The organism is Solibacillus palustris (assembly GCF_022549215.1).
Classification (GTDB): Bacteria; Bacillota; Bacilli; order Bacillales_A; family Planococcaceae; genus Solibacillus; species Solibacillus daqui.
The window spans coordinates 283,692-309,131 of the sequence record NZ_JAKZFC010000002.1 but is presented as its reverse complement, the minus strand read 5'-3'; the positions used below and the strand labels follow the sequence as shown (position 1 = coordinate 309,131).

The window sequence follows — 25,440 nt, the reverse complement described above, 5'->3', positions numbered from 1 at the left end:
TCATGCCTCCTCAAAAGCTAAACGGGCAACTGAAATTGTGACATTGCCGCTTTTCTTTTTTTCTAGTACCCATGAATTCGCGTTTGAATAACGCAACGCGGCTGGCTCACTTACACCATAAGCACCAGTATATTTAAATACCGTTTCAGATGGATTCGACAACGGCATTTCATTTAATTCTTGCGGGCTATACGTTACAAATTGCCAATGATTTTTGGCAGTTACGTCTATAAAGCCCTGTTCATCCTTTTTCAAATCAATTGTTGCAAAAGCTTTCACGCTTTTTTTGCTTAGCTTTAATTCGGCTAATGTTGCATCAATGCACGCTTCGATTTCCTCAGCGGACGTGCCACGGTTACAGCCCATCCCAAGAACAAGAGATTTCGGGCGATAAATGACCCCGTTTTCTAATAGCACTTGTTCATGCTGTTCGATTAATCGATCTGTAATAAGTAAGGTAGCATGAGGCTGTGCGGCAATAGCAGCCGCTGTTGTTTCATAAATTTTTAGTGTGTCTGGCATTACCGTATCATGCATCCACCAATCGCGCTCTCCTGTTTCTTGTACAATCGCAACATGCTCCTCATTTACGACTGAAGCACTAACCGGAGTTAATTTTTCCTCACTGTCCCATATCCAGCCGAAGCGCGCACCGAATAAATCAACTGGAATCGTTTTTTGAACATCAGATGCCGTTGTAATAATCGGTGCTGCATGAATGGCTTGCGCAAATTCATGCGTTAATGCATTTGCACCGCCAATATGACCTGACAATACACTGATGACAAATTGGCCTTTATCATCAACGACTAGAACAGCTGGGTCGGTTTTTTTATCTTCTAAAATCGGTGCAATCATTCGAACCACTGCTCCTAATGAAATAATTAAAATCATCGCCTTATATTGCTTAAATAATGCGGGGAGTAGTAAACGCACCGTGCCATCAAATAATTGAATATTCTTTTGCTCTTCATCGCCATATTCGAATTTCTTCATGTAATAGACGTCTACATATGGAAACCTTTCGGCATAAGCACGTGCATTGGCAACACCGTGCTTTGTAATCGCTACAAGTGCATAAGGCTTTGACACATTAATTTCTGGAATTTCACCTTCTATTAAATTAATCATCAACCTTCACACCTTTTCGAAAACCATGTGTAAACGTCGCATCATATAATTTAGAACGGTAATCCTTTTCATGAATTGCTGGATCTAGTGCCCAACCAGCTAAAATCATCGCATGCTTGCGAATCCCATTGACGCGCATCGCTTCATCTAACTCACTAATCGTTGTGCGCACAATTTTTTGGTCAGGCCAAGATGCGCGTTGCACAACAGCAACTGGTGTATTTTCTGCCCAGCCAGCTGCGATTAATTCTTTCGTAATCTTTTTCGTTAATGTCGCACTTAAAAACATTGCAATCGTACAATGATGACTCGCTAAATCACGTAGCTGCTCTCGCTCAGGCACCGGCGTACGACCTTCTGCACGTGTTAATATGAGTGTTTGTGTTAAATCAGGAATCGTTAGCTCTGCCCCAACTGCTGCAGCTGATGCAAAAACCGAACTCACTCCCGGTACAACCTCATAACCAATATCATGTTCTTTTAATAATGCTACTTGCTCCATTGTGGCACCGTACATAGCCGGATCACCTGTATGTAGGCGCACAACCATTTTCCCTGCATGCACGCGCTCTGCAATACAATCAACCATTTCCTGTAAATGCATGCCGGCTGTACGAATTATTTCTGCTGTTTCAGAAGCTTTTGCGACAAGCTCTTCATTTACTAATGAATCGGTATACATGACTACATCCGCCTGCTGTAATAGCTTTAAGCCCTTTACCGTTATTAAATCTGGGTCTCCTGGTCCTGCTCCAACTATCCAAATTTTCTTCATGCATTTTCACCATCATTTTCAATTATTTTTTGTGCAGTTAAAATAAAAATCGGCGTTAACGGCTGTAAACGCGTAATATTTAAAATCGGCTTGCTGCGAGAAATCGATGCTTGAATAAAATTCACTTCGCAATTAAGTGCTTTTAAAATCTTCAGCGCATCGGCAAAATTTTCAATCGTCGCTAAATTAATCACAATTCGACCATTCGGCTTTAAGCGACGTACACAAACTTCAAGCAGCTGCTCCATATTACCACCTGTACCGCCGATAAAAATCGCATCTGGTTCCGGAAATTCGTCTAATCGTGCAGGTGCTTTCCCTAAGACAGCCGTTAGATCAGCTCGGTGTAAACGCTGATTTTGTAAACAGTTTTCTAAATCGAGCTCGTTTTTTTCGATGGCATAGACTTGACCTTCACGTGCTTGCTTGGCCATCTCAATTGCAACCGAGCCCGTGCAGGTGCCAATATCCCACGCCACACTATTTTCTTGTAGTCCCAGCGCATGTAATGAAAGCACACGAATTTCTTTTTTTGTTACTAGACCTTTTTCAGGTTTACGCTGTATAAACAAATCATCATCAATACCCATAGTATCGCGTTGTTTAGGCACTCGCTGCTTTAAAATAACGACGTTTAACGGGCTGAAATCGGTGTTTTCCATTTCATCTAATGTAAAATGACGACAGCGCTCATTTTCACCTTCTAAATTTTCTGCAACAAATGCGTCGTATTCCGTCATGCCAAATGCTTTTAAATACGTCGCAATGGCATTTGGTGAATTCGTTTCATCTGTTAAAATCGCGACTTTTTTTCGACCATCAATTTTTTGTGCTAAGCCTTTCATTGGTCGCCCGTGCACACTCGTTACATATGCATCTTGCCAACTATCCTGCATTTTTGCGAAAGCTAATTGTACTGAGCTTGTATGCGGATATATTTCAAGTGATAGCTTTTTTGACAAAACACTACCTAAACCGAAAAATAGTGGATCACCTGACACTAAAATGACCACGTTGCGCATTTCTTGCTGTAATGTTTCAATTAATGGCTTTAAGCCGCCTTTAATCGCCTTTTTTTCACATTGTACATGCGGAAAAAAGGCTAAATGGCGTTCTCCACCAACGAGTACATCACATTGTTCTATCCATTCTCTATATTGAGGGAGTAGGCTATTTGCGCCATTATCCCCGATACCAATCATCTTCATCCAATTTGTCAATATGCTCAGCCTTTCCTAACAAGTCTCCATTCATTGCATAAAGTGTTGTCGATACACTTAATTTTCCTTTAGTATGTTCCAGTGAATAGTAGCAGCAATTTCTACATAGCGCTTCAAAAAATGCTACATTTTGCTGCATTATTTCACCAACCTGTGAAGCAGTATTAGCGTGAACGATTTCTTCAACTTGTTCCTTTGTTGCACCTGATTTTTTTGCCACTGCCGCTAAAAATTCAAGGCTAACCGGTGCACTTTTCGAATGCACCATCATGACACCCTGTGCAACCTTCGAAAATTTCCCCATCATGCCTACGAGCGAGACATTCGGAATTTCTTTACGGGCAATATGTTTTAGTGTAAAGCCTACAAAATCTCCCATCTCAATAAATGCTTCTTCCGGCAAATTAGGGTATTGCTTCATGGCGTATTTTTCACTGCGACCACCCGTTGTAATGACTAAATGATCGCAACCTGCCTCTTTTGCAACACTAATCGCCTGCACAATACTCGCCATATAAGCCGAGCTGGAAAACGGGACGACCGTGCCACGCGTGCCTAAAATCGAAATGCCACCTAGAATTCCAAGGCGCGCATTTAATGTTTTCTTCGCTATTTCTTCCCCGTCTGGTACAGATATAATAACTTCAACACCTTGCTCAAGCTGAAATTGCTCGATGGCTTCCTCTACTACACCAAGAATCATTTTTCGTGGTACGGGATTAATTGCCGCTTCGCCAACAGCTACGGGTAATCCGGCTTTTGTCACACGGCCAACGCCAACACCACCGTCTAAATGAACTCCACGTTGCTCTACAAAACGCACCGTACTTTGAATGCGCGCTTTATGTGTTGCGTCTGGGTCATCCCCCGCATCTTTAATCGTTTCACACATTACCTCATTGTCTGTTACTACAAAGGATGCCACTTCAAAAGTGGCATCCTGTCCAACGGGTAAATGAATCGTTACTACTTTTGGTACTTCTCCTGTCACAAGAGCATGCAAGGCTGCTTTTGTCATCGCTGTTGCACAAGCTCCTGTTGTGTAGCCATGCCGCATTTGTGAAGGATCCTTTTTATTTCGATTGCTTTTTTCGTTCATCTGCCATAAGTGAGATGGCATTTAAAGCTGCAACGGTAACGGTACTGCCACCTTTTCGTCCTACGTTTGTAATGAAAGGAATGCCTTCTAATATCGCAAGTTCTGCCTTTGATTCAGCAGCGGATACGAATCCTACAGGCATTCCGATAATTAAGTCCGGCTTTGCTAATCCTTCTTTAATTAAACGAATTAATTCAAGTAATGCAGTTGGTGCATTACCAATCGCGTAAATACCGCCTTCATGTAGCTGAGTTGCTTTTTGCATTGAAATAATGGCACGCGTTGTCCCTAATTTTTTTGCCTCGATCGATACGTCTTCATCTGCAATATAACAGTGTAAATCCCCACCATGTTTTTGGAATCGTTTACGACCTGAGCCACTTTCAATCATTTGTACATCCGCTACGACGTGACGTCCTGCTAAAATCGATTGAATGCCAGCTTCAATCGCATCATCTGTAAAGATCATGCTTCGTCCTAATTCAAAGTCAGCCGATGCGTGAATAACGCGACGAACAACTAACCATTCTTCATCGGTAAATGTATGCTCGCCCATTTCCTCTGCGATAATTGAAAAGCTGTAATCATAAATTTTGTCAGGATCAACCGTTAACGGTACGAATTCTGTATTAAAGTTCATGTTTGCCATTTTGAATGCCTCCTAATTTTTCGTGTACTTCTTGAAACGTTGTACATTGATTTTCATATTGGATTTTTGGTCGTTTTATTAAAATGACTGGAATACCTAGTTCGATGGCGGCCTCCATCTTTTCATCGACCGAACCTACTTTACCGCTTTCCTTAGTAATCACGAGCGTTGTTTCATATTGCTTATAGAGCGCGGTGTTTAGTTCCTTAGAAAACGGGCCCTGAATTGCGATAATGTCACGTTGTTTTACACCAAGATTATCGCATTTCTCCATATTTTCCTTATTTGGTAGCATGCGGCAAACCACACGGATTTTTTCTTTATCGAGAAGCTTTTCCGTAAAGGTAGCTAACGTTTTGCTGCCAGTTGTCAGCATTATTGTTCCTTCGTGTGTCGTTGCCATTGCAGCTGCCTCTTCATATGTTTCCACTTTTGTAATCAGTGGATCGGCAAAATCCTGTGTTGGTCGTTCATATCGAATGTATGGTAGACCATGTTGCTTTGCTGTTGCCATTGCAGTTTTTGATGCTTCCTCTGCATACGGATGGCTTGCATCAATGATTATTTGAATGTTTTCTTGTTCGATCATTGTACTCATTTCCTGCTGCGATAACCGACCGACACGATAGCTGATTTGCTTCTGTTGTAAGCTTGTTGCCGCGGAATCCGTTACAACGGTAGCGATTAACTCATGACCAGCTTGCTTAAGCTCAACTGCAAGCTGCCTTGCATCACTTGTTCCTGCTAAAAATAAAATCATGTTGCCTCCTAGTCCCCGCAAGGTGCTTCTTCGACTTTAATTTTGCACGTCATATCAACATGCTCGAAGTTCAAGATCTTTTTTACTCGCTTAAAGTATTTAAAGAAACGTTCGTTCGGATGCGCATTTTCTTGATAATCCGCAATGATGTCTGTTAATAATGGAATTAATTGCTCTGGTGCTAGCCCTTCTACTACTGGTTGAGCTGCATGCGCTGTACGTCCAACTGGCTTCGACCCAATGAATAAATCGAATTTCTTTTTACGATATACAATACCGATATCATCGAACACTGCGCGGTAGCAAGCCATGCCACAGCCATTAATACCGACGTGTAATTCTTTTGGCATTTTAATTCCACCTAGCGTTTCCATAATTTTTTCCGCATACGGAATAGACTCTGCCTTTTCGCCGTAGCAAAAATCACACGCTTTAACGATTACTACATCCCCAACTGGCTGAACAATTAGCCCAGTTTGTTCTACGATTGCCACAAGTTGCTGAGGGTTATTGCTCGGTACTTTAATTACTAAACGATGATCGGGTGTATATTCCATAGTACCTCGTTCACCGACAACTTCTGCTAATGTGATCATTTGCTGTGGCGTAATCATTTTGTTTGCTACCCCAGGCGATACAGCAAATTCAAAAATCGATTCTTGCTGTTGCTGTACTAAAAATGGATTCGCTTCTTTGTGCTCTTGTTGAACAAGTGACAATGCTTCGTTTGCAAGCTCTAAACTACTTACATCAGCTTTCGATACTTTGTTTTCGACCGCAACAATTTTTTCATAGCCAGACTTAGCTTCACCTGTTTCTTGATCTAATGCCCATGGTTCTGCTTCTTTTTTCAAGCGTTGATGTGGCTTTAGTATTTGTTTTTCTTCTCCTAGCGTGTATTTTCGCTGATAGCCACGTGGGGTAATAATTTTATTATCATAGAAAAATGTTGATGAATTCCCGACTACAACTGTCGTTAACATGCCGATATCATGCTCCAGCATTTCCGAAAGTGTAGTTAATATAATGTCCTGAGTGTCACGGTATGCTGCTTTTACAAGACCAACTGGTGTACCCGGCGAACGATATTTTAGTAAAATACGCTGTGCCTCAACGATTTGACGTGTACGACGACCTGATTTCGGATTGTAAAAAGCAATCACAAAATCCGCCATCGCCGCTGCTTCAATACGCTTTTCAATCACTGTCCATGGTGTTAAATGGTCACTTAAACTAATCGTGCAAGAATCATGCATAACTGGTGCACCGAGTAAGCTCGCACAGGAGTTAATGGCTGAAATACCAGGCACAACTTCGACTTCAATACCGGTTGCTTCCGTCCACCCTTTTTCGATCAATACTTCGTAGACTAACCCTGCCATTCCGTAAACACCCGAATCTCCACTTGAGATGACCGAAACAATATGGCCAGCCTCAGCCTGCTTCACGGCTTCTTGTGCACGTGACACTTCCTCGGTCATTCCTGTACTAACGATCGTTTTAGCTGTTACTAAATGTTCAATTAACTCTACATACGTTTTATAACCCATAATGTGATCACTTTGCTGAAGTGCATCTACCGCGCGCTTCGTAATATGCTCTCTATCTCCAGGACCGAAGCCAACAACAAAGATTTTTCCCTTTTGCATCCAAACACCCTCCGTATTAAAAATGAAAAAATGCCCGTACCTACTATTTGAAAAGTAAGTACGGGCATGTGAAGTCATATACGTATCATGTATAAAAAGACACAAAAACAAAATTGTTTCGCCTATACTTCTCCCTCCGAAAAGTAGGTATCGTTTAAATAAGCAGGTTTCCTGGCTCAAGCGTCATTTTACTCTCACATCTTCCCATCAATTTGACAGTGATTATTGTGATTTCATCGGCAATTACAGTAGCGGGGGCTGCATTAGCATTTCACTAATTTCCCTTTTACCTCACATAACATTGTGAGCACTTATTTAAATTGCAAATTATTAAATTATTATAAAAATAACATACAATTTCCAAAATGGATATGATTTTTTTATTTTTCAATCACAAAACATTGTAAAAAATGATATTTTTCATGCATTTCCAAATAAAAAAGCCCGCTTAACACGCATTTCACGCCTTTAAGCAAGCTTTCTCTTATAAATTCAACATATACTGTGTTAATGCTGATTTTGCATCTAACTGATCGACTAGCGAATCAACATTATTCGCTGATTTAGAAGCAATATAGTTTTCAATAACACTAATATTTTGCTTCATTTGATCAATACGGTACTGGGCCGCGGCTGTTGGATTTTCACCCATTCGTTCTACATAGCTTTCATATGAAGATTGCAGTTTTGCCTTTGCAGCATTCATATTATTTAAAACTTGCGATTGAAAGCCACTCGTTAAACTATCTGTATAATTATCTGTTGCTGATGTAGCTTTGTTCAATTTCATTAAGCTAGAATCGGTTGTCCCTGAAGATTGCAAGTTTGATAATAACTGCGATGCGATAGTTGAAGTAGAATCAGTTGACGTAAAGCCGCTCAGTAATGCATTCGTTCCTCCATTTGAATACAAATCAAGCAATGAAGACATACTCGAAGTGTCACCCGTACTGTTTGTACCTAATGCGTTCAAAAAATAGGTTTCGAAGCTCGTACTTGAAGTATTCGCTGAAGTCGCTGAGTTTGTACCATATGTAGAGCCTAGTAAACTGGTGAGTGAGTTTAGTGATGAAACATCCATTGACATTTTGATCACCTCCTTATTTTCCATTATATCGTTCCTAGATGAAATGAAAATAAAATCAACTAAATATTTCCTTAGTAAAAGTTTCAATTAATACGCTATTTCGAAAGATTAATATGAATTATTAGTTAGATTACTATATATTAGGTCCTCGGTTATGAGTTTTATCAAAAAAGAGCATGTGAAGCAATCGCTTGCTGTACATGCCCTTTACTATTATTAAAAAATATTATTTACGTTTTTTATAAAGTATCGTACCAATGACTAGAACAAGTAATACAGCTTGACCTAGTACGGTTTCAAGTGTTGGATAAAAACCAATTTTACTTATTACCGGGAAACCGTCAATTACTGATGTTGAAATTTTACCTGTCAGCTGCAATGTATGGATACTTACGCCAATAATTTTAAATGCGAGTACATAAATTAACACCGTTGCAACGGCGAAGAATTTATGTACGGGAATTTTTCCACTTACTTTAAATAACACAATCGCAAAGACAATTAAAATTACCAATGCCACAAAAATGCCTAATACGAATTGCGATAGCTCCATTTTCGGTGCAATCCCTGCATAAAATAGCAGCGTTTCTGCTCCTTCACGGAATACCGATAAAAAGCTAATAAATGCCATTGCAAACACGGATTGCTTTGAAATCGCATGGTTCATTTGTTTTGCAATATAGGCATTCCAACTAGCGACACTAGATTTATTATGCAACCAAATCCCAACACCTATCATCATCGCGGCCGCAATTAACCCAATATAGCCTTCTAGCAATTCGCGGTTTGTATTGACAGTTGCAGAATTAAATAGCGTCAACATTAAAATTGCCGTAACAGCCGACACCAATATCCCTGAACCAGCCCCTACATAAATCCACTTGCGCATATGAGGTTGACCGGATTTTTCTAAAAAGGCAACAAGTGCCATGATGATTAGTAGCGCCTCTAATCCTTCACGTAATAAAATAAGCGCGGAATCCCAAAAAGAATAATCGTTATTCTCTTGTACAAGCTGAATTTCCGTTTTAAATTGCTCTAACTGCTTCGTTACTTTATTCGTATCAGGTGTAGCCTTCATCAATTCACTTACTAATAGTGGCATTTTACTTTCAATTTTAGTGTACAGTGAGCCATTGCGCGTTGAAATTTCCATTTCGACACTTGGCCAAATCGTAATAAACTCAGTAATTTGACCTGCAGCTTCATCAAATTGTTGCTTTTCGATGAAGTCACTCGCTTCATCAATGTAATCAATTAAAGATTGCAGTGAATAATCGCCTTCTACGAGTTCAGCGGTTTCTTTTCCTGCGATAAAATCAGTAATCGTTTGCTTTAAGGAATCGTATTGCGATTGAATCGTTGCCATATCTGGATTTTCAGAGGCAAGTGTAATGCGTAAAAAAGCCATTTGTGTTTCAATTTGACCATACATCGCGACACTTTGCTCACGGATTGGACGTTCATTTTTATTCCACTTCACATTAAACTCTGTATAGGCTTCGTTAATTTGTGTGAGATCCTTGGAGGCAAGTGCCAGTTCGAATTGTTGCATCACCGGCGTAAATTTTTGTTCAAATTCTTTGCGTTGCGCCGCTTCATCGACTGGATTTTCTAGCTTTTCAAGTGCGCGTAATTCATTAGAAAGCGTTGAAATTGCCTGCAAACGCTGTTCTTTTGTTGCACTACTCATTGCCGCATCAAAAGCCGCTGTAACTTTTTGTTGTTGCTCGGTTTCTTTTGTTTCAACAAGTGCCCAATCCGATGCAAATTGCTCTAACGCCTTCTGAGCCTTGGTATCATTGTCCTGTTTTGTATTAATGAGCGCATCACTAATCGAAATGTAAAGTGAACTATACGACTGCTGGGCAAAGACGTTTTGGAACGAAAATGTCAGTAATAAACACAGGACGAAACTACAGCGAATTAAATAATGCTTCACCTAAATAACTCCCCTTTTCTACACCAGGAAAGCATGCAAATACCGCACTACCTCGATGAGTAATATATTCGTTCATTTTATCTAAACGTCCTAAGCTGTTTTGTACAGCAATAAATTGCGCTGGGTCTTGCTGAAACGAAATAAATAATAAGCCGGCATCATGTGTACCTGTTTTTGAGAGTACACCCGACGCATAAGAAAACGAGCGTCTTAGCATTTTTGCTCCTGATTTAACCGCTAAATGGACATGCGATGTTTCAGGGATAATATACTTGCCTTCTAAATCCTTTTCCTCGATATCAAAATCAGCAAATTCATCGGTCTTACCAATCGGCGCGCCACTTTCACGATGACGACCAAATGTTGCTTCCTGATCTTTTAATGACGTACGATCCCATGTTTCTAAATGCATTTGAATCGGGCGTGCCACTAAATAAGTTCCATTTTTTAACCAGCCATCCTGTACCCAGACAATTTCATTCATCGCTTTTTTGTCCGTTACAAGCGGATTTCCTGTACCATCTTTAAAAGCAAATAAATTCCTTGGTGTTCCTTCGTTTGCGGGAAATGAATTAAAGCCCGCCTGTGACCAATGAATTTCCACCAAGCCTGATGCTGCACGCACCAAATTACGCACGGCGTGAAACGCTACTTGTGGATCATCTGCACAAGCTTGTATACATAAATCTCCACCCGTTAAATTTTCTTGTAGCTGGTCTTTCGGAAAATGCGGTAAATCTTTCAGTGCTTTTGGTTGTAACTGCTTCATATTTAATTTTGAAAACAGCGATGGCCCAACTCCCACTGTAATCGTTAAATTGCTTGCATCAAGACCCGATGCTTCACCGGTATCACCTGTCGGCACACGAACATTTGTTGCATGATCTACCATCAGTTCGCCATTCATTAAGCGAACCATTAGTGGTGTCCATTTTTGTAAGAGCGCTTGTAACTCTGCCTTCGAAGTGAATAACACATTTAACGATGCAAAATAAATATGCTTTTGAACAGGCGTAGCAATTCCTGATTGATGTGTTCCATAAAAATTCACTTTGTTTTCAGTTGTACTATCATCTGCAACTACTTCAAAAACATCCTGCCCCATCGCTTTCATAACGCCACCAAGGCCGGTTGCGCCGATTGCAACACCGGCGACACCAGCCCCTGTAAGCTTTAACATGTCACGACGAGAGATTTTTTTGTTATACCATTTTTCATCGTGCTTTGACGTCATATACTATCACTCCACAACGATGCCCATTTGACTTAACGGCTCACCTAATTGGTTCACTGCTGCTGCTAACGCTTTTGTGTCGGCATCTGTTAAGTCTAAATACGAAACATAGCCTCCATCTGCTGTTGCATAATTTGCTAATAAGTCATCTACGGCTTTAAATTTTTCATCTAATGTTGTCACTAAAGTTGCATCTTTTGCTTCTAATTTTGGACGTAAAATTTCAAAGATTTTTTCTGCACCTTCAATATTTGCCTTGAAGTCATATAGGTCTGTATGTGAATAAATTTCTTCTTCACCTGAAATTTTAGAAGTTGATACTTCGTTTAATAAATCAACTGCACCAGTAATCATTAAATCTGGTATTACTTCTACAGTTTGTACTAATGCATGTAATTCTTTTGTATCTGCTAATAATTGATCTGCAACTGCTTCATAACCTGCTGTTGTATTTTCTTCCCATAGCGCGTACTCAAGTTTATGATAGCCTGACCATTCTTCTTTGCCTTTACCTTCTTCTTCGATGTCAGCCAAACGACCATCAATGCGTGGATCTAAGTCACCAAAGCTTTCTGCAATTGGTTCAGAGCGTTCGAAATACATACGTGCTGGTGCATAAGCCGCTTTTGCGCCTTCAATATCACCCGCTTTAAATAATTCAACAAATTTTTCAGTTTCAATTAAAAACTGATCCATTTGCTCTAATGCAAATTGTTGATAGCTTTGTAATTCAGGTGTTAAATCAGGTGCTACTTCCGTTGATTCAACATTTTCTGATTGGGCTGTTTTTGCTGGCTCTTCTTTTGAGGCCTCATCATTACCACACCCCGCTAATAATAATCCACCAACCATTAAGGCTGAATAAAACTTTGCTTTTTTCATAACTCATTTCCTGCTTTCATTTTAGAGTATAAAAGTGACGTTCAATAGGTAATTGATGAATAAGGCACCTTTTATACGAGAATGATAATCATTATAGTCATTAATTGCAATACTAATTTAGAAATAAAGCAAAAATAAACAGAAATTAGTTTCTCTATACTTCAAGGAGATTTTTCGTACTTAATGTATCTTTTCTATTTGTACCTTTTCACATCTTTCATGGTCGAAAACAAAAAAACATGCCTGTATTTGAGGCATGTTAGAGCAGTTTATCATTCATTCCATACAAGCTTTTGCATGCGGTTATTGAAAAATGTTGGGTAAATTAAAAAACCTAAAATAATACTACTCAGTGCCGCGCAGGTTAACAAACCAAAAATGATTAATATTTGGAATTGCACCGCTTGGACAGGGTTCGCGCCACCAATAATTTGTCCGCTCATCATCCCCGGTAATTGTACAAGTCCAATCGTTTTTTGTGCTTCGATTGTGGGAATAGTGCTCGTTTTAATTGATTCCACTAATTGCTTATGTAACGCCTGCTTCGGTGTACCTCCAAGTGATAAAATTAGCTCAATTTGGTCCTCACTGGCAGCCGTTTCTACTTTAAAACGATTTAAAAAAAGAATTGTAATGACCATCGCATTCCCTATAAGCATCCCACTAATCGGAATAATATATTGTGGTGTTGCTGGAACGATCTTGAAGCCAAGTAAAATACCCTGCGTAAATACTTCAACCGTTGTTAACGTTAAGGCAATTTTCCAGGTAATTCCCTTAATGCCCTTGCCTTTTTTACGTGCATTTAACGTCGCTACCGTCAGCATAAAGACAATCATTAAACTTATAAAAAGGAAACTTTCCGCTTCAAAAATAAATTGAAGCACATAGCCAATCGCAAATAGCTGCACAACCGATCGCACAGTTGCAATGATAATATCCCTTTCTAAATGTAGGTTCAACGTTTTTGAAAGAATGAACGGAACAAACACGAATAGTAATGTTAACGATAAACTAAGTAAACTCATGTTCACTCTCCTTTGCGTATTAGAGGATAGGAAAGTATATATTTCAAGGAAACCCACAAAGATGCGACATCATTTATAACTATACAACTTTTCTATCTTATTCACCACGCCAATCAACTATTAGTGAAAAGCAATTAACAATTGATTTCTCATCAATTGTATACATACACTTAGACAACTACTCGTAAATTTAAATCTCTAAATTTGAGAATATACTTTACTATTTATCCAAAAATAACGTCATTCCCGGTGCCTCTATATCGCCTACTATAAAGCCTAGCTTTTCGTCAAACGGCTTCTTGCCTGGTGCACAAAAGAGTTGAACCGATTTTATGCCTTGTTGCTGACAAAGTTGTACTAAAGCTGTCATTACCTTTTTCCCTACCCCATTCGCTTGATAACTTGGTTGAATCATCACATCGCAAATAAATGTTTGGTAGATCCCATCTGAAACAATTCGCCCAAAGCCAATTAATTGCTGGTCATCATAAGCCGCAATTGAATACCAGCTATTGCATATTCCCTCATACAATTGATCAGGTGTAAAAAAGCCATTCGCATTCCAACCGGTCGGTGCATGTAACGCTAAATACTGTTGTTTTGCAGGTATATCACCACTGATAATAATGTACTGAACTGTTGTTTTCTGTTCCATTTACCCGCCCTTTTTTGTATTGTTATACATACAAAGAAATAAATATACCTACCAGGAAATAAAATAAGAACAATGTGGATTTCTCCGCATTGTTCTCGTAGATTTAGTGTTTTGCATGATCAATCGCCTGATGGAGTAAATTCATAACATGCTCATCATCGCTAGAATAATACATCGTTGTTCCTTCACGTCGGAACTTAACGAGCCGTAAGTTTTTTAAAAAACGTAATTGATGTGACACCGTTGATTGACTTAAATTCAAGCTTTCTGCTATATCATTAACTGCATATTCCTCACAGCATAATAAATTTAAAATGCGAATACGTGTTGGATCTCCTAGCGCTTTGAATAGTTGCGACACGACAAATAATGTTTCTTCATCTAGTTCGTGACGTACATTTTCAATTTGTTCGTTCATATTTGTTCCCCTTTAATGATGATGGTGGTGATGGCCGCTTATTTCTGCTTTTACCGTACAATAAATAGAATCGTAATGATTGTGCGCACTACCTTCAATTTGAATGGTCGCATGCTGAATATTGGCATGAAGTAGTTCATGTTCTATCTGAGCTAAAATCGCGCTACTCTGTTTTACCGTCAGTTCATCATCTAATACAATATGGCAAGTTAATGCATGAAAGCCACTTGTCACTGTCCATATGTGAACATCATGCACACCGCGTACTTGTTCATGTCCATTCAGAATGTTAACTACTTGATCACTGTCCACCCCAGTTGGTGTTCCTTCCATTAATACATGGAGTGAATTTTTCGTTACAGAATAACCACCACGAAGTACGAGCACCGCTACTATGACACTTGCTAATGGATCTGCCCAACCAAAGCCGAAAAACATCATTAAGAGTGCTGCAATAATCGCTCCAACAGACCCAAGCATATCGCTAATGACATGTAAAAAGGCACCGCGCATATTTAGATTTTCTTCTGTGTCGCCCCCTTTAAGCATAATCCAAGCAACTAAAATGTTTACGAGTAATCCGATGACACTAATAATAAGCATACCTGTCGTCGCAACTTCAGGTGGATTTTGAAAGCGATCAATCGCTTCATAAAAAATGTATAACGCAATTGCAATAAGCGTGACACCATTTAACGTAGCAGCAAGAATTTCAATTCGTTTATAGCCATACGTTTTTGACATCGTCACCGCTTTTTCAGACACTATAAAGGCTAAAAGTGCAATGGCAAGTGATACCGCATCACTTAGCATATGCCCTGCGTCCGATAGCAACGCCAAGCTATTCGTTAGAAAGCCGCCAATTGCTTCAACAATCATAAAGCTAAAAATTATAACAAATGAAATCAGTAAAATCTTTTTATTAGCCCCGTGTGAATGATTGTGTTGATGTTCAGCCATAAAACCAACCCTTTCTTTATATGAGCATATATTCATATATTAATATTAATACATTTTAAATTTTTTGTCAATTTAGAAGATGATTGAAAAAAGGATGAGCAATATTACTACTCATCCCTAAAAAGAATTATTTAAACATTTGGTTTAAATTGGCCATTTCAATTGCTGAAATCGCACTGTCGTACCCTTTGTTACCTGCTTTTGTACCAGCTCGTTCTATAGCTTGTTCTATATTTTCTGTCGTCACAATACCGAAAATGATTGGTACTCCTGTATCTAAAGACACTTTTGCAATACCTTTTGCGGCTTCATTGCACACATAATCATAATGCGTTGTTGCCCCTCGAATGACCGTTCCTAAACATATTACTGCATCATATTGTTTTGTTTCTGCCATTTTTTTCGCTATAAATGGTGCCTCGAATGCACCTGGTACCCAAGCAATATCTATATTTTCTTCGTTTACATCATGACGCTTTAATCCATCTAATGCACCCGATAAAAGTTTATCATTTATAAATTCATTAAATCGACCTACAACGATACCAATTTTAAGTTTTGTTCCAACTAATTGTGCTTCAAAAATTTTACCCATTATGCTGCTCCTTTTTAAACAAGTGATAGTTTTACGTAGTGTGTTAATTGTTCGATTGAAATTAGTTTCATATCCCATTTCGTTGCCAATTGTTCTAGTTGTGGCAGCCTTGCCATTGTGCCATCTTCGTTTAAAATTTCACAAATAACTGCCACTTCAGCACTCTTACAAAGTTTTGCTAAGTCAACGGCAGCCTCTGTATGACCACGTCGCACAACAACCCCACCTTCTTTTGCAATTAGCGGAAAAATATGACCTGGTCTTTTAAAATCCTCGGCCGCATTCTTTACATCTAATAACGCATGGATTGTGTCCGAACGTTCAAAGGCACTAATGCCAGTCGTCGTTGTTTTGTAATCAATACTTACTGTAAAAGCTGTACCATGATGATCGGTATTCGCTTCAACCATTGGTGTGAGTGAATATTTGTCGGCAATTTTTGTACTAATCGGCGTACAAATTAACCCCCGACCATGCGTTGCCATGAAATTAACATTTTCAGGTGTCGCATGCTCGCCTAACATAATAAAATCTCCCTCATTTTCACGATTTTCATCATCGACAACAATGATAATATCGCCCTTTTTAAGCGCATGGATTGCTTCTTCTACTGTATGCATTTGTCCCTCTCCTTAAAATCCATTTCTTTTTAGGAAATCGCGTGTCACATTGGATGATTTAGCTTGCACATGCTGTTTCACATATTTACCAAGCAAATCCGTTTCCACATTGACTTGCTCCCCGACCTTTTTCATTCCTAGGACGGATTGATGACTTGTATGAGGGATGAGTGATACAGTTAGCATATTTTTTTGAAGTGCAAAAATCGTTAAACTTGTGCCATCAAGTGTAATTGAGCCTTTCACAATACAGTTTTCAAGTAGCACATCTGCTACTGAAAGCTCTACATAAATCGCATTTGAGATTGTTTTTTTACTTCTGATCGTTGCAATACCATCGACATGGCCGCTGACAAAATGCCCGCCATATCGGCCGTTAGCATGCATCGCTCGCTCTAAATTTACAGGCATACCTTTTTGTAATGACGTTAAATTTGTTGCATAAAACGTTTCTGGCATAACATCTGCATAAAAATGGTCGCTTGAAAACTGCGTAACGGTTAAGCACACACCATTCACTGCAATGCTATCTCCTAACTGTACATCACTTAACACCTTAGTTGCCTTAATCTCAAGCTGCATCGCATCGGTACCCATTTCTATTTTTCCGATGGTTCCGATTTCTTCAATGATTCCTGTAAACAACCTACTCACCTCATATCAATTATCTTGAACATAAAAAACCCCGTACGAAATGCGTCGGAGTTTGATGAGAGGTAAAATTGGCATCGTCAAATAAGACTTCTGATTGTATTTTTTCAAAAATCTCGCACAATGCTTCCTTCTCCCATCCAGACTATACTGTCGGCTTTGGATTTACACCAAATCCTGCACACACAAAGGTGGCTCGCGGGCTTAGAGTTACCTCATCACCGCCGATTGGGAATTTCACCCGACCCCGAAGGAAATGTATTAAAATTGTGAAATAAAAAAATCCCTATACTCAGGGTACAGGGATTGAATACATAGCCAAATAAGCCTCATTTTTTACGTTAAAAATGATGCGTAAATTTTACCCACCCTAAAATTGGTGTGGCAAAAAAACTTTTTGAAAGTAGATTTTCAAAAAGTGCTACGATTCCTTCTCCCATCCAGACTATACTGTCGGCTTTGGATTTACACCAAATCCTGCACACACAAAGGTGGCTCGCGGGCTTAGAGTTACCTCATCACCGCCGATTGGGAATTTCACCCGACCCCGAAGGAATTTATTTAATTTCGTAAGTTATTGTAACATATCTTTTGAAAAAGAAAAGATATTATTAATAATTTTGACCTTTTTATTTTCAGATTGTTCGTAAAATAGGACATTATTTATAGTATAATAGCACTTCTATTACAAAATTTTACACAAGGAGAAATTTCGATGGAAAATTGGGATGTATACGATCAACACCGCAACAAAACAGGTAAAATCATTACACGAGGTAGTGAAATGGCGCACGATGAATATCATGTCGTTGTGCACGTATGTATCTTTAACAAACAAGGTGAGATGCTAATTCAACAGCGCCAACCATTTAAAGTGGGCTGGCCAAACTATTGGGACGTTTCATGTGGTGGGAGCGCGATTACTGGAGACACGAGCCAACAAGCTGCCGCGCGTGAGCTATTTGAGGAACTTGGAATTTGGTACAATTTCGAAGCGATACGCCCACAGCTGACAATTAATTTTGAACGTGGCTTTGATGATTATTATTTAATTGAGCATGAAGTAAATTTAAAAGAACTTGTCCTTCAGCCAGAGGAAGTACAAGCTGTGAAATGGGCATCAAAGGATGAAATACTACAAATGATGCAGGAAGAAACATTCATTCCGTTTTATGAACATTTTATTCATTTGCTGTTTGATATGCGCCATCAATATGGAACTTTAACAAAAAGCTCGTTCAAGTAATTGCTGAACGAGTTTTTATTTTGAGTTCTGTTATAGTTTTAGAAATTTTTCATCAAGAAGCAATTGATAGGATTGCTCCAAAAATCCATCAAACGGGAATTCTTTATTCTTTATTTTCTTAAGTAATCGTTCTTTCGCTTGTATAGCTTGCTCAATGATAGCTTGTGGGTAATTAAAATGTTTCAAGTTATGTTCAAATTCATCTTCATCGATGACTTCCCACGTCCCCGATCGATTTACTATATCGATATCTAAATCAACAAAGTTCACCCTATCATCTTCAAATGTCGGTGGCATACAAATATTGCAGTAATATTGCACCTCACCACTTTTTTCAATATCAATACAAACTGTATACCATTCATTTTTCGGGAAAAACTCAAATGAATAATTCTCATATTGAAATTCTTTGCCTTTCGTATGATGGATTAATTTTCTTCCCGGAATACTATAAGCAGTTACATATTTGTCATTATGCTCAATGATTGCTGATGTCCATTCATAGTGCAGTTTCCCACCGTATTTAAATACTTTTACGACTAGGGGGTTTCTCATTTTATTTCACCTATTTTCGAAGTATTTTTGGGAAAAGTATCGTTTAGTTTTGGTAGAGTAATAATATTGTTTTTCCAATCATCATAAATAGCTGCAAACAACATCGAATCTGAAATTGTTCCATCTTCGTTTTCCCAAGCGTTTCGTAAATAGCCTTCCTTGACAAAATTGCCCTTTATGAAGCACTTTTGCATTGCAATATTATCTGCTCTTGTATAAGCTTCAATTCGAATTTTCTCGAGTTCACCAAACAAATAATCTTGAAGCCACTGTAATACTTTTACACCAATTCCCATACCTCGCACGTTTTCGATAAGACGAATATCGAATAGTGGAATTGAATCATCAATATCATCTATTACAAGTATCCCAACTTTTTGTTGCTCAGAAATAATCCAAAATGTCTCTCTTCCATCGCTATAATAGCCTTTTTCTGCTGCATTTCGAATCGATTGTCTCTCAAGCCTAGTATTCGCATGATATGGCCAATCATTCGAACACAGTAGCTCTACTAATTCATCAATTTCCGACTCAAATTTTTGAATATTCATTTTCATTCACCTCAATTTATTTCATCCGAGGATAATTACTTTATCTTTGTTGCTAGTATTGCAGATGAAGTTGGAGTTAGGTAAATTTCTGATGTTATCAATCCACTATGATTTAGCCAATATTCCCTAACTTTATCGGGTTTCCCCTTCCATTCATCTGGAAATTGCTCTTCAGGAGTAAAATCATCCATAAATAACATTCCTCCGATATTTAAAGTATTGAATAATAGTTCTCCTTCAATCGTTTTTGCAGCAGCCACATCGGCAAAAATAAATTGAAAAGGACCTTTTGCAATAACCTCTTTCCAATCCCCACATATTAATTCTGCTTGGTTATGTCTAATATGATTGGCAGTAGCATCAATTTTTTCTTTTGAATTATCTACCGTTATAAATTTTACTGTTGGAGCAATAGAAGAAAGTATCCATGAACTCCCTACACCAAAACCAGTTCCAACCTCAAGAATTTCTCCATGTGTTATTTGTCCAACGAGAACTGATAATAGTCTTCCAGCTTCATCTGAACAGGAATTTTCAAAATCATTTCTTTTAGCTAACAACTTGCTAGCCTGAACTAATTCTGGAATATATTTATTCGAACGATACAAAGTAGACATTAGATTAACCACCTTCCCGAACTTTGATATATTAACTTTATTATGATTATTTAGAGGATAATTTAGTTCAATAAGAGCTACTACCCTCTTTTTTAATACATATTAGAATTATAAACTACACCCTAAAAATTTGGTATAATATGTATAAATTATAATCCCATGATTTAAGGCGGAGGATATTATGAGAGTATAGAATAACCCTTAGAATCATGTTGATCACGATAAACAGAAATTGGCCATATGCAGAGGTATATTAAAAATTTAAGTTTATTATGGTTAGAACGGTGCTCTCCTTCCATGTTTGATCAACAAACGTCTGGATACTTTTAGTCTTGTTTATTAAATTCAAAAGTTCTTTAATTAAAGGATAGAAGGTAGAAAAATGGAAAAGAAAACAGCCAAAAATATTAGAGAAAGTTTAACTTCCGATTGTTCGCAGTGCTTTGGACTTTGCTGCACAGCACTAAATATTGTAGCATCAAGTGATTTTTCGATGAACAAACCAGCAGGTACTCCTTGTATGAATTTGCGGTCTGATTACAGTTGCCAAATTCATAGTCAGTTGAGAGAGAAAGGATTCAAAGGCTGTACAGTATTTGATTGTTTGGGTGCTGGACAAGTCGTTTCTCAAGTTACTTTTAACGGTCAGAGTTGGCGAGAAAATCCCAATATTAGGAAAAGAATGTTTCAAGTGTTTCCCATCATGGAGCAAATACATGAAATGATAGCGTATGTGGCAGAGGTTCTGTCTTACGATATAACCGATGATTTAGCTGATAAATTGAGAAAAAAGTTAAAGGAATTGCAGAAATTAACGAAGTTGGACGCAGATTATTTATTATCCCTTGATTTGGTAATGTATCGATTTTCTATTAATGAGCTGCTTACTGAAGCAAGTGATTTTGTAAGGAGAAATTCAATCGAAAAAATGCAAAGTCTACGAAATTTTAATGAGTATAACCATGCAAGAGCTGATTGGATGGGGAAGAAGTTAAAGGGAAAGGATTTAAGAGCAACTGATTTTAGGGGTGCCTATTTGATTGCGGCAGATATGAGAAATACGGATTTAAGGGCAGTCAATTTTATTGGTGCGGATTTGAGGGATGTTAATTTCAGTGGCGCTGATCTATCCACTAGTATGTTTTTGACTCAAATGCAAATTAATTCGGCTAAAGGAGATGTAAAGACAATATTACCCTCCCATATACATCGACCATCTCATTGGATTCACTAATTTTGTTGATTTGCGTAGTGAAAAAGAATTTTTGAAGTTAGTTTTACTATCAGTTTTTTTCAAGGAACAAGTGTGGAAAAAGTAGTAAAGAGTGATATATTTCTAAGTTGACTAATACTTATCACTCTTCACTTTGTATGACTTATTACGATTTAGATCTTGATAATTTAAGAATTTTCACTCTTAATTAAAAGGCCACAAAAATTTGAGTGTATGCATAGCTACTACTTTGCTTTCCCCATCGAAAAGCCCTCAAACAACCTTCCTCCAAACGGTTCTAATACATTATCAACAAATGTAATAATTTGTGTTTTGTCTTTCGTTTCATAATAAAAATTAAATGCTTCAAAAAATTGAAGTGCTAGCTGTTCATCATGTGCTTTCAATAAACGAAACACCCATTTAGAAGTCCCCACCCATTTATTGTTTGTTCTTAATATAAACTCACTAATAAGCTCTGCTAACATATTCACAATAAAAAGTTCTTCATGTATCGTTGTACAACCAATAAAATCATCTAATACATCCTTAATAAAATAGCGCTTTGCATCAATTGTTTGTAATGACCAATGTTGTGGACCGTTTTCTAAAATTTGCTGTGCTTCCTTTTTTATTTGCTCTACAATCCCATCATCCTTTACGACAATTCCTTCTACGAGCATCTTTTGTAATGATGGTCTTGCCCTTTCATAATCCATCGTAAAATAATTTTTATATGATGTTAAATTATGTACAAACACTTCAATTGGCCATTCAAACTCGATAAATGATTCACGATAAGGTTTTTTCACTTCATTATCAAAAATAACAATATCTAAATCAGATGTTGTGGTAGCTTCACCACGAACGACGCTCCCTGCAAGTAATGCTGCTTGGCAGTTTGGAAAATACTTTTCTACAAATTGGCGAGCTGCATTAAGTGGCTCTAATCTTTTGTTATTATGCATAACTTTACTCCTCTCATCTACAAGCATAACCCCGTTCTAGATTGAGGACGGGGTCACGATTATTCAATCTTATTTATCCAAAAGCAAAAGAATGTAACTACCTGCACAAAGATATAAAGCAATTTGAGTTATAATATAAATTGAAAATTCAAATGGAGTTAACTTTCTTTCTCTCTTAGTTTTCTTAAATTGTCTATAATAAAAGACTGCACATATGAGTAGGATTACTGCTGATATTTGATAGGTGTTTTCTAACAGGTCGACCAAAGAAATCATCTCCTCATAATATGTATATAATTCATATTAGCTCATTAGTATCTACTTCAACAAAAAAACACTTTCTCCTTTGTGAAATTTATGCTTCATCATTGTGTAGAAATTGCTACAAGAAGATAAATTGTATCTTTTAAGTACTGCGAACAAATGATGGAAACGTAAATTGTCCCTTATAGCTATGTTTATCTTAATAAATCACCTTATTATTCAATATATATCACTTTAATATTTATACAAGAGTGAATTTTCTAACTATATTTTTACGGGGGCTAAATTAATGAATTTTGAATCAGAATTAATTAAACTTTTGGAATCGGATAAATCCCTTTTCTCCATTTTGAAAGCAGTAGAAACATTAAATCTAAATGATTGCTGGATAGCTGCTGGCATAATTCGAAATAAAGTTTGGGATTCGTTACATAGTATGCAAAGTGAAACAAACGATATTGATGTCATTTATTTCGATGAAATTGATACTTCAATTCAAGCCGAAAAAATATTGGAAGCTGAGTTGAATACAATCATGCCTAATCTACCATGGTCCGTAAAAAATCAGGCTCGAATGCATACGAAAAATAATTTACCACCCTATCGTTGTTCATTCGATGGAGTTGCTAATTTTCCTGAAACACCCACAGCAATTGCTGCTCGGATTAAACAGAATAAAATCGAAATAATGGCACCCTACGGATTACAAGATTTATATACTTATCAAGTTAGACCAACTCCCAATTTCACAAAGAATTCACCTCTGCATAATATCTATTTAAATAGAGTTCAAGAAAAAAACTGGGGGCACAAATGGGATAAGTTGCAAATCATTACTTAATTTCATTCCACTGCTCCTCATCATAGGCTGGGATGTCTTCACTTCTTATTAAAATGTAGATTCATAATCGGATCAGAAATGGAATTATCCGGTAATTCGAACGCATTTTCCAAAAATCGCACGCAAATGCCCTAATTTCGCACATAAACCTCAAAATTCGCGCGTATCTTGCGTGTTTTCGCACATAAAACCTGGAAAATCGCACGTATCAATGCATTCTGATAATGCGATAGTCCCCCAAGGCATGTATCAAAGCCGACACGGAAAATCAAGCCCATGTTTCGGAGGTAGTGCAAACCCCTATGCAATAAAAGGTAAGCTCCCACATGTATTAAGCATTGAAGTCGCTCTTAAAATATAACGACATCTTAACTGCCAACCTTTTTGCGGATACGGTGATATTTCCCGAACAAAAAAATCGACCACAAAGTTTTTCATTCCTTTGTGGTCGATTGCTGTTATAAGTTCAATATCCCGACATTTTCCATCGATGTGCTTGGCCAAAAATAACGGATGGTGCAGCCAAGAAATATTCCCTATTTTTTTTTATACACTTACCCAACTTGTAAGCCAAAATCATTACATAATGCCGCTAAGCCACCTTGATATCCAGATCCGATTGCGGCAAATTTCCACTCACCGTTGTGGCGGTATAATTCGCCAACGACAAGTGCTGTTTCGATTGAGAAATCTTCTCCTAAATCATAGCGGATTAATTCTGACGATTCATTGAATACACGAATAAATGCATTTGAAACCATGCCGAAGTTTTGACCGCGGCCTTCACCATCATGAATAGTAACTGCAAATGTGATTTTTTCGATGTTTGCTGGCACCATCTGTAAATCAACATAAACAACCTCATCATCACCTGTTCCAGCGCCTGTTAAATTGTCACCAGAATGGACAACCGAGCCATTAGCACCAGTTGAATTATTGTAAAAGACAAAGCCTTCTGCGCCTGTTACCTTACCATTTCCTTCTAATAGGAAAATTGAAGCATCCAGATCGAAATCCTTTCCGCCATCATATTTATTCGTATCCCAGCCTAAACCAACATTTACCTTTGTTAATCCTGGGTTTGACTTTGTTAAATCTACTTTTTGACCTTTTGCTAATGAAACAACCATATTCAATTCCTCCTCAATTATGCTTGATATTTTTGAATGACTTCACCTAATGAATTATCCTTTGTGCCTGTACCAATTGCAGCGAATTTCCAGTCATTTTCATGTCGGTAAATTTCGCCCGTAATTAATGTTGTTTGATCTGAATAATTTTCAGTCAAATTATATTTTAATAATTGTTCATTCGTTGACACATCCACTAAACGAATAAATGCATTGTGAATCATACCAAAATGCTGCTGACGTTGTGCGGCTTGATAAATATTAACAACGAAAATTAAACGATTATACTCTGCTGGAATAGACTTTAACTCGATTACAACTTGTTCGTCGTCCCCTTCACCAGCACCTGTTAAGTTATCGCCCGAATGGGTAACTGCTCCATTTGCCCCACTTAAATTTCCAAAATAGATAACATCCTGCTTACTTGATAAATGGTCACCTTTTAAGAGAATCACGGAAGCATCACAGTCAACATTTGCCCCTTTTGAGCCACCCCCTCCAAATAGACCACCGAATAAACCGCCGCTCGACTTTTGTTGAACGGGATCCCAGCCTAGCCCAACTCTAATTTTATTTAACCCTGTATTGCCTTTTGTCAAATCAACTCGTTGACCCTTTTGTAAGTTAACCGTCATACCGATTCCTCCTGGCAGCTATGATTGTACAGCCTACTTTTAGTTTATATTTTTTATCATAATAA

At 38.0% G+C, this 25,440-nt stretch carries 26 protein-coding genes, 1 pseudogene and 3 riboswitches; of the genes and pseudogenes, 3 read left to right on the top strand and 24 right to left on the bottom strand.

What is annotated here, in order from left to right; genetic code table 11:
• The 18 genes and pseudogenes from LZ480_RS08565 to ribE form a co-directional block, all read right to left on the bottom strand.
• Entirely contained in the window at positions 1-1,131 is a 1,131-nt protein-coding gene (locus LZ480_RS08565; RefSeq protein WP_241368993.1) for a cobalt-precorrin 5A hydrolase, read from the bottom strand.
• On the bottom strand, positions 1,124-1,906 hold the full coding sequence (gene cobM, locus LZ480_RS08560) for a precorrin-4 C(11)-methyltransferase (RefSeq protein WP_241368992.1): 783 nt from the start codon (positions 1,904-1,906) through the stop codon (positions 1,124-1,126). The genes LZ480_RS08565 and cobM overlap by 8 nt, the downstream gene beginning before the upstream one ends.
• The gene (gene cbiE, locus LZ480_RS08555; RefSeq protein ID WP_241369166.1) at positions 1,903-3,114 is read right to left on the bottom strand and encodes a precorrin-6y C5,15-methyltransferase (decarboxylating) subunit CbiE; all 1,212 of its coding nucleotides are present in this window, start codon (positions 3,112-3,114) and stop codon (positions 1,903-1,905) included. The genes cobM and cbiE overlap by 4 nt, the downstream gene beginning before the upstream one ends.
• Positions 3,089-4,183 (bottom strand): cobalt-precorrin-5B (C(1))-methyltransferase, encoded by a 1,095-nt coding sequence (locus LZ480_RS08550; RefSeq protein ID WP_241368991.1) that lies wholly within the window; start codon positions 4,181-4,183, stop codon positions 3,089-3,091. Before LZ480_RS08550 ends, cbiE begins: the two co-directional genes overlap by 26 nt.
• A gap of 16 nt (positions 4,184-4,199) precedes the next feature.
• A complete protein-coding gene (locus tag LZ480_RS08545) occupies positions 4,200-4,874 on the bottom strand; it encodes a precorrin-8X methylmutase (RefSeq protein WP_241368990.1) in 675 nt (224 codons plus the stop codon).
• Complete coding sequence (gene cobK, locus LZ480_RS08540) at positions 4,855-5,634, bottom strand: precorrin-6A reductase (RefSeq protein ID WP_241368989.1); 780 nt, start codon at positions 5,632-5,634, stop codon at positions 4,855-4,857. The genes LZ480_RS08545 and cobK overlap by 20 nt, the downstream gene beginning before the upstream one ends.
• 8 nt (positions 5,635-5,642) lie before the next feature.
• Positions 5,643-7,283 (bottom strand): precorrin-3B C(17)-methyltransferase, encoded by a 1,641-nt coding sequence (gene cobJ / locus LZ480_RS08535; RefSeq protein ID WP_241368988.1) that lies wholly within the window; start codon positions 7,281-7,283, stop codon positions 5,643-5,645.
• 144 nt (positions 7,284-7,427) lie between these two features.
• Positions 7,428-7,613, bottom strand: a riboswitch (cobalamin riboswitch).
• 154 nt (positions 7,614-7,767) lie between these two features.
• Positions 7,768-8,370 carry a hypothetical protein gene (locus LZ480_RS08530; RefSeq protein ID WP_241368987.1) on the bottom strand — a complete coding sequence of 201 codons (603 nt, stop codon included), beginning with the start codon at positions 8,368-8,370 and terminating at the stop codon, positions 7,768-7,770.
• A 226-nt stretch (positions 8,371-8,596) separates the two neighbouring features.
• Positions 8,597-10,312 (bottom strand): FTR1 family iron permease, encoded by a 1,716-nt coding sequence (locus tag LZ480_RS08525; RefSeq protein ID WP_241368986.1) that lies wholly within the window; start codon positions 10,310-10,312, stop codon positions 8,597-8,599.
• Complete coding sequence (efeB, locus tag LZ480_RS08520; protein WP_241368985.1) at positions 10,287-11,546, bottom strand: iron uptake transporter deferrochelatase/peroxidase subunit; 1,260 nt, start codon at positions 11,544-11,546, stop codon at positions 10,287-10,289. Before efeB ends, LZ480_RS08525 begins: the two co-directional genes overlap by 26 nt.
• 6 nt (positions 11,547-11,552) lie before the next feature.
• Entirely contained in the window at positions 11,553-12,428 is an 876-nt protein-coding gene (efeO, locus tag LZ480_RS08515) for an iron uptake system protein EfeO (protein ID WP_241368984.1), read from the bottom strand.
• A gap of 272 nt (positions 12,429-12,700) precedes the next feature.
• On the bottom strand, positions 12,701-13,456 hold the full coding sequence (locus LZ480_RS08510) for an ABC transporter permease (RefSeq protein ID WP_241368983.1): 756 nt from the start codon (positions 13,454-13,456) through the stop codon (positions 12,701-12,703).
• 220 nt (positions 13,457-13,676) lie between these two features.
• Positions 13,677-14,111, bottom strand: a complete 435-nt coding sequence (locus LZ480_RS08505; RefSeq protein ID WP_241368982.1) for a GNAT family N-acetyltransferase — start codon at positions 14,109-14,111, stop codon at positions 13,677-13,679.
• 103 nt (positions 14,112-14,214) lie between these two features.
• Positions 14,215-14,529, bottom strand: a complete 315-nt coding sequence (locus LZ480_RS08500) for an ArsR/SmtB family transcription factor (protein ID WP_241368981.1) — start codon at positions 14,527-14,529, stop codon at positions 14,215-14,217.
• A gap of 12 nt (positions 14,530-14,541) precedes the next feature.
• Positions 14,542-15,489, bottom strand: a complete 948-nt coding sequence (locus LZ480_RS08495; RefSeq protein WP_241368980.1) for a cation diffusion facilitator family transporter — start codon at positions 15,487-15,489, stop codon at positions 14,542-14,544.
• A gap of 127 nt (positions 15,490-15,616) precedes the next feature.
• On the bottom strand, positions 15,617-16,084 hold the full coding sequence (ribH, locus tag LZ480_RS08490; protein ID WP_241368979.1) for a 6,7-dimethyl-8-ribityllumazine synthase: 468 nt from the start codon (positions 16,082-16,084) through the stop codon (positions 15,617-15,619).
• 35 nt (positions 16,085-16,119) lie between these two features.
• A pseudogene (gene ribB, locus LZ480_RS08485) lies at positions 16,120-16,704 on the bottom strand (3,4-dihydroxy-2-butanone-4-phosphate synthase); the annotation flags it as partial.
• A 12-nt stretch (positions 16,705-16,716) separates the two neighbouring features.
• Positions 16,717-17,349 carry a riboflavin synthase gene (gene ribE, locus LZ480_RS08480; protein WP_241368978.1) on the bottom strand — a complete coding sequence of 211 codons (633 nt, stop codon included), beginning with the start codon at positions 17,347-17,349 and terminating at the stop codon, positions 16,717-16,719.
• 130 nt (positions 17,350-17,479) lie between these two features.
• Positions 17,480-17,614, bottom strand: a riboswitch (FMN riboswitch).
• Between the two features lie 165 nt (positions 17,615-17,779).
• Positions 17,780-17,914, bottom strand: a riboswitch (FMN riboswitch).
• Positions 17,915-18,070: 156 nt separating this feature from the next.
• Between ribE and LZ480_RS08475 the strand changes: the two genes are divergently transcribed.
• The gene (locus LZ480_RS08475) at positions 18,071-18,601 is read left to right on the top strand and encodes an NUDIX hydrolase (protein WP_241368977.1); all 531 of its coding nucleotides are present in this window, start codon (positions 18,071-18,073) and stop codon (positions 18,599-18,601) included.
• Between the two features lie 30 nt (positions 18,602-18,631).
• Here LZ480_RS08475 and LZ480_RS08470 read toward each other — a convergent pair whose 3' ends face one another.
• From LZ480_RS08470 to LZ480_RS08460, 3 genes are read right to left on the bottom strand one after another with little or no spacing between them, the layout of a single operon-like run.
• Positions 18,632-19,156 (bottom strand): DUF402 domain-containing protein, encoded by a 525-nt coding sequence (locus tag LZ480_RS08470; RefSeq protein WP_241368976.1) that lies wholly within the window; start codon positions 19,154-19,156, stop codon positions 18,632-18,634.
• The gene (locus tag LZ480_RS08465) at positions 19,153-19,707 is read right to left on the bottom strand and encodes a GNAT family N-acetyltransferase (protein WP_241368975.1); all 555 of its coding nucleotides are present in this window, start codon (positions 19,705-19,707) and stop codon (positions 19,153-19,155) included. The genes LZ480_RS08470 and LZ480_RS08465 overlap by 4 nt, the downstream gene beginning before the upstream one ends.
• Before the next feature lie 35 nt (positions 19,708-19,742).
• On the bottom strand, positions 19,743-20,324 hold the full coding sequence (locus LZ480_RS08460; protein ID WP_241368974.1) for an O-methyltransferase: 582 nt from the start codon (positions 20,322-20,324) through the stop codon (positions 19,743-19,745).
• 382 nt (positions 20,325-20,706) lie between these two features.
• Here LZ480_RS08460 and LZ480_RS08455 point away from each other — a divergent pair, with 382 nt between their 5' ends.
• The gene (locus tag LZ480_RS08455) at positions 20,707-21,558 is read left to right on the top strand and encodes a pentapeptide repeat-containing protein (RefSeq protein ID WP_241368973.1); all 852 of its coding nucleotides are present in this window, start codon (positions 20,707-20,709) and stop codon (positions 21,556-21,558) included.
• Between the two features lie 224 nt (positions 21,559-21,782).
• Here LZ480_RS08455 and LZ480_RS08450 read toward each other — a convergent pair whose 3' ends face one another.
• The gene (locus LZ480_RS08450; RefSeq protein WP_241368972.1) at positions 21,783-22,505 is read right to left on the bottom strand and encodes a nucleotidyltransferase domain-containing protein; all 723 of its coding nucleotides are present in this window, start codon (positions 22,503-22,505) and stop codon (positions 21,783-21,785) included.
• 553 nt (positions 22,506-23,058) lie between these two features.
• On the opposite strand from LZ480_RS08450, the gene LZ480_RS08445 reads away from it, so the two are divergent.
• Positions 23,059-23,610 carry a nucleotidyltransferase family protein gene (locus LZ480_RS08445; protein WP_241368971.1) on the top strand — a complete coding sequence of 184 codons (552 nt, stop codon included), beginning with the start codon at positions 23,059-23,061 and terminating at the stop codon, positions 23,608-23,610.
• Between the two features lie 554 nt (positions 23,611-24,164).
• On the opposite strand, the gene LZ480_RS08440 is transcribed toward LZ480_RS08445, so the two are convergent.
• Together LZ480_RS08440 and LZ480_RS08435 are read right to left on the bottom strand one after the other, a co-directional pair.
• A complete protein-coding gene (locus LZ480_RS08440; protein ID WP_241368970.1) occupies positions 24,165-24,740 on the bottom strand; it encodes a TerD family protein in 576 nt (191 codons plus the stop codon).
• 17 nt (positions 24,741-24,757) lie between these two features.
• Positions 24,758-25,375, bottom strand: coding sequence for a TerD family protein (locus LZ480_RS08435; protein WP_241368969.1), 618 nt, complete (start codon positions 25,373-25,375; stop codon positions 24,758-24,760).
• Between the last annotated feature and the right edge of the window lie 65 nt (positions 25,376-25,440).

What these genes read in the sequence shown, in the direction of transcription:
- efeB (WP_241368985.1), bottom strand. Translation starts at nt 11,546, where the DNA reads ATGACGTCAAAGCACGATGAAAAATGGTATAACAAAAAAATCTCTCGT.
- LZ480_RS08500 (WP_241368981.1), bottom strand. Translation starts at nt 14,529, where the DNA reads ATGAACGAACAAATTGAAAATGTACGTCACGAACTAGATGAAGAAACA.
- efeO (WP_241368984.1), bottom strand. Translation starts at nt 12,428, where the DNA reads ATGAAAAAAGCAAAGTTTTATTCAGCCTTAATGGTTGGTGGATTATTA.
- cobK (WP_241368989.1), bottom strand. Translation starts at nt 5,634, where the DNA reads ATGATTTTATTTTTAGCAGGAACAAGTGATGCAAGGCAGCTTGCAGTT.
- LZ480_RS08530 (WP_241368987.1), bottom strand. Translation starts at nt 8,370, where the DNA reads ATGTCAATGGATGTTTCATCACTAAACTCACTCACCAGTTTACTAGGC.
- LZ480_RS08465 (WP_241368975.1), bottom strand. Translation starts at nt 19,707, where the DNA reads ATGAATATTCAAAAATTTGAGTCGGAAATTGATGAATTAGTAGAGCTA.
- LZ480_RS08435 (WP_241368969.1), bottom strand. Translation starts at nt 25,375, where the DNA reads ATGACGGTTAACTTACAAAAGGGTCAACGAGTTGATTTGACAAAAGGC.
- LZ480_RS08565 (WP_241368993.1), bottom strand. Translation starts at nt 1,131, where the DNA reads ATGATTAATTTAATAGAAGGTGAAATTCCAGAAATTAATGTGTCAAAG.
- LZ480_RS08545 (WP_241368990.1), bottom strand. Translation starts at nt 4,874, where the DNA reads ATGGCAAACATGAACTTTAATACAGAATTCGTACCGTTAACGGTTGAT.
- LZ480_RS08460 (WP_241368974.1), bottom strand. Translation starts at nt 20,324, where the DNA reads ATGTCTACTTTGTATCGTTCGAATAAATATATTCCAGAATTAGTTCAG.
- LZ480_RS08450 (WP_241368972.1), bottom strand. Translation starts at nt 22,505, where the DNA reads ATGCATAATAACAAAAGATTAGAGCCACTTAATGCAGCTCGCCAATTT.
- cobM (WP_241368992.1), bottom strand. Translation starts at nt 1,906, where the DNA reads ATGAAGAAAATTTGGATAGTTGGAGCAGGACCAGGAGACCCAGATTTA.
- LZ480_RS08495 (WP_241368980.1), bottom strand. Translation starts at nt 15,489, where the DNA reads ATGGCTGAACATCAACACAATCATTCACACGGGGCTAATAAAAAGATT.
- LZ480_RS08470 (WP_241368976.1), bottom strand. Translation starts at nt 19,156, where the DNA reads ATGAGAAACCCCCTAGTCGTAAAAGTATTTAAATACGGTGGGAAACTG.
- cbiE (WP_241369166.1), bottom strand. Translation starts at nt 3,114, where the DNA reads ATGAAGATGATTGGTATCGGGGATAATGGCGCAAATAGCCTACTCCCT.
- cobJ (WP_241368988.1), bottom strand. Translation starts at nt 7,283, where the DNA reads ATGCAAAAGGGAAAAATCTTTGTTGTTGGCTTCGGTCCTGGAGATAGA.
- LZ480_RS08505 (WP_241368982.1), bottom strand. Translation starts at nt 14,111, where the DNA reads ATGGAACAGAAAACAACAGTTCAGTACATTATTATCAGTGGTGATATA.
- LZ480_RS08440 (WP_241368970.1), bottom strand. Translation starts at nt 24,740, where the DNA reads ATGGTTGTTTCATTAGCAAAAGGTCAAAAAGTAGATTTAACAAAGTCA.
- LZ480_RS08475 (WP_241368977.1), top strand. Translation starts at nt 18,071, where the DNA reads ATGGAAAATTGGGATGTATACGATCAACACCGCAACAAAACAGGTAAA.
- LZ480_RS08455 (WP_241368973.1), top strand. Translation starts at nt 20,707, where the DNA reads ATGGAAAAGAAAACAGCCAAAAATATTAGAGAAAGTTTAACTTCCGAT.
- LZ480_RS08445 (WP_241368971.1), top strand. Translation starts at nt 23,059, where the DNA reads ATGAATTTTGAATCAGAATTAATTAAACTTTTGGAATCGGATAAATCC.
- ribH (WP_241368979.1), bottom strand. Translation starts at nt 16,084, where the DNA reads ATGGGTAAAATTTTTGAAGCACAATTAGTTGGAACAAAACTTAAAATT.
- LZ480_RS08510 (WP_241368983.1), bottom strand. Translation starts at nt 13,456, where the DNA reads ATGAGTTTACTTAGTTTATCGTTAACATTACTATTCGTGTTTGTTCCG.
- LZ480_RS08550 (WP_241368991.1), bottom strand. Translation starts at nt 4,183, where the DNA reads ATGCGGCATGGCTACACAACAGGAGCTTGTGCAACAGCGATGACAAAA.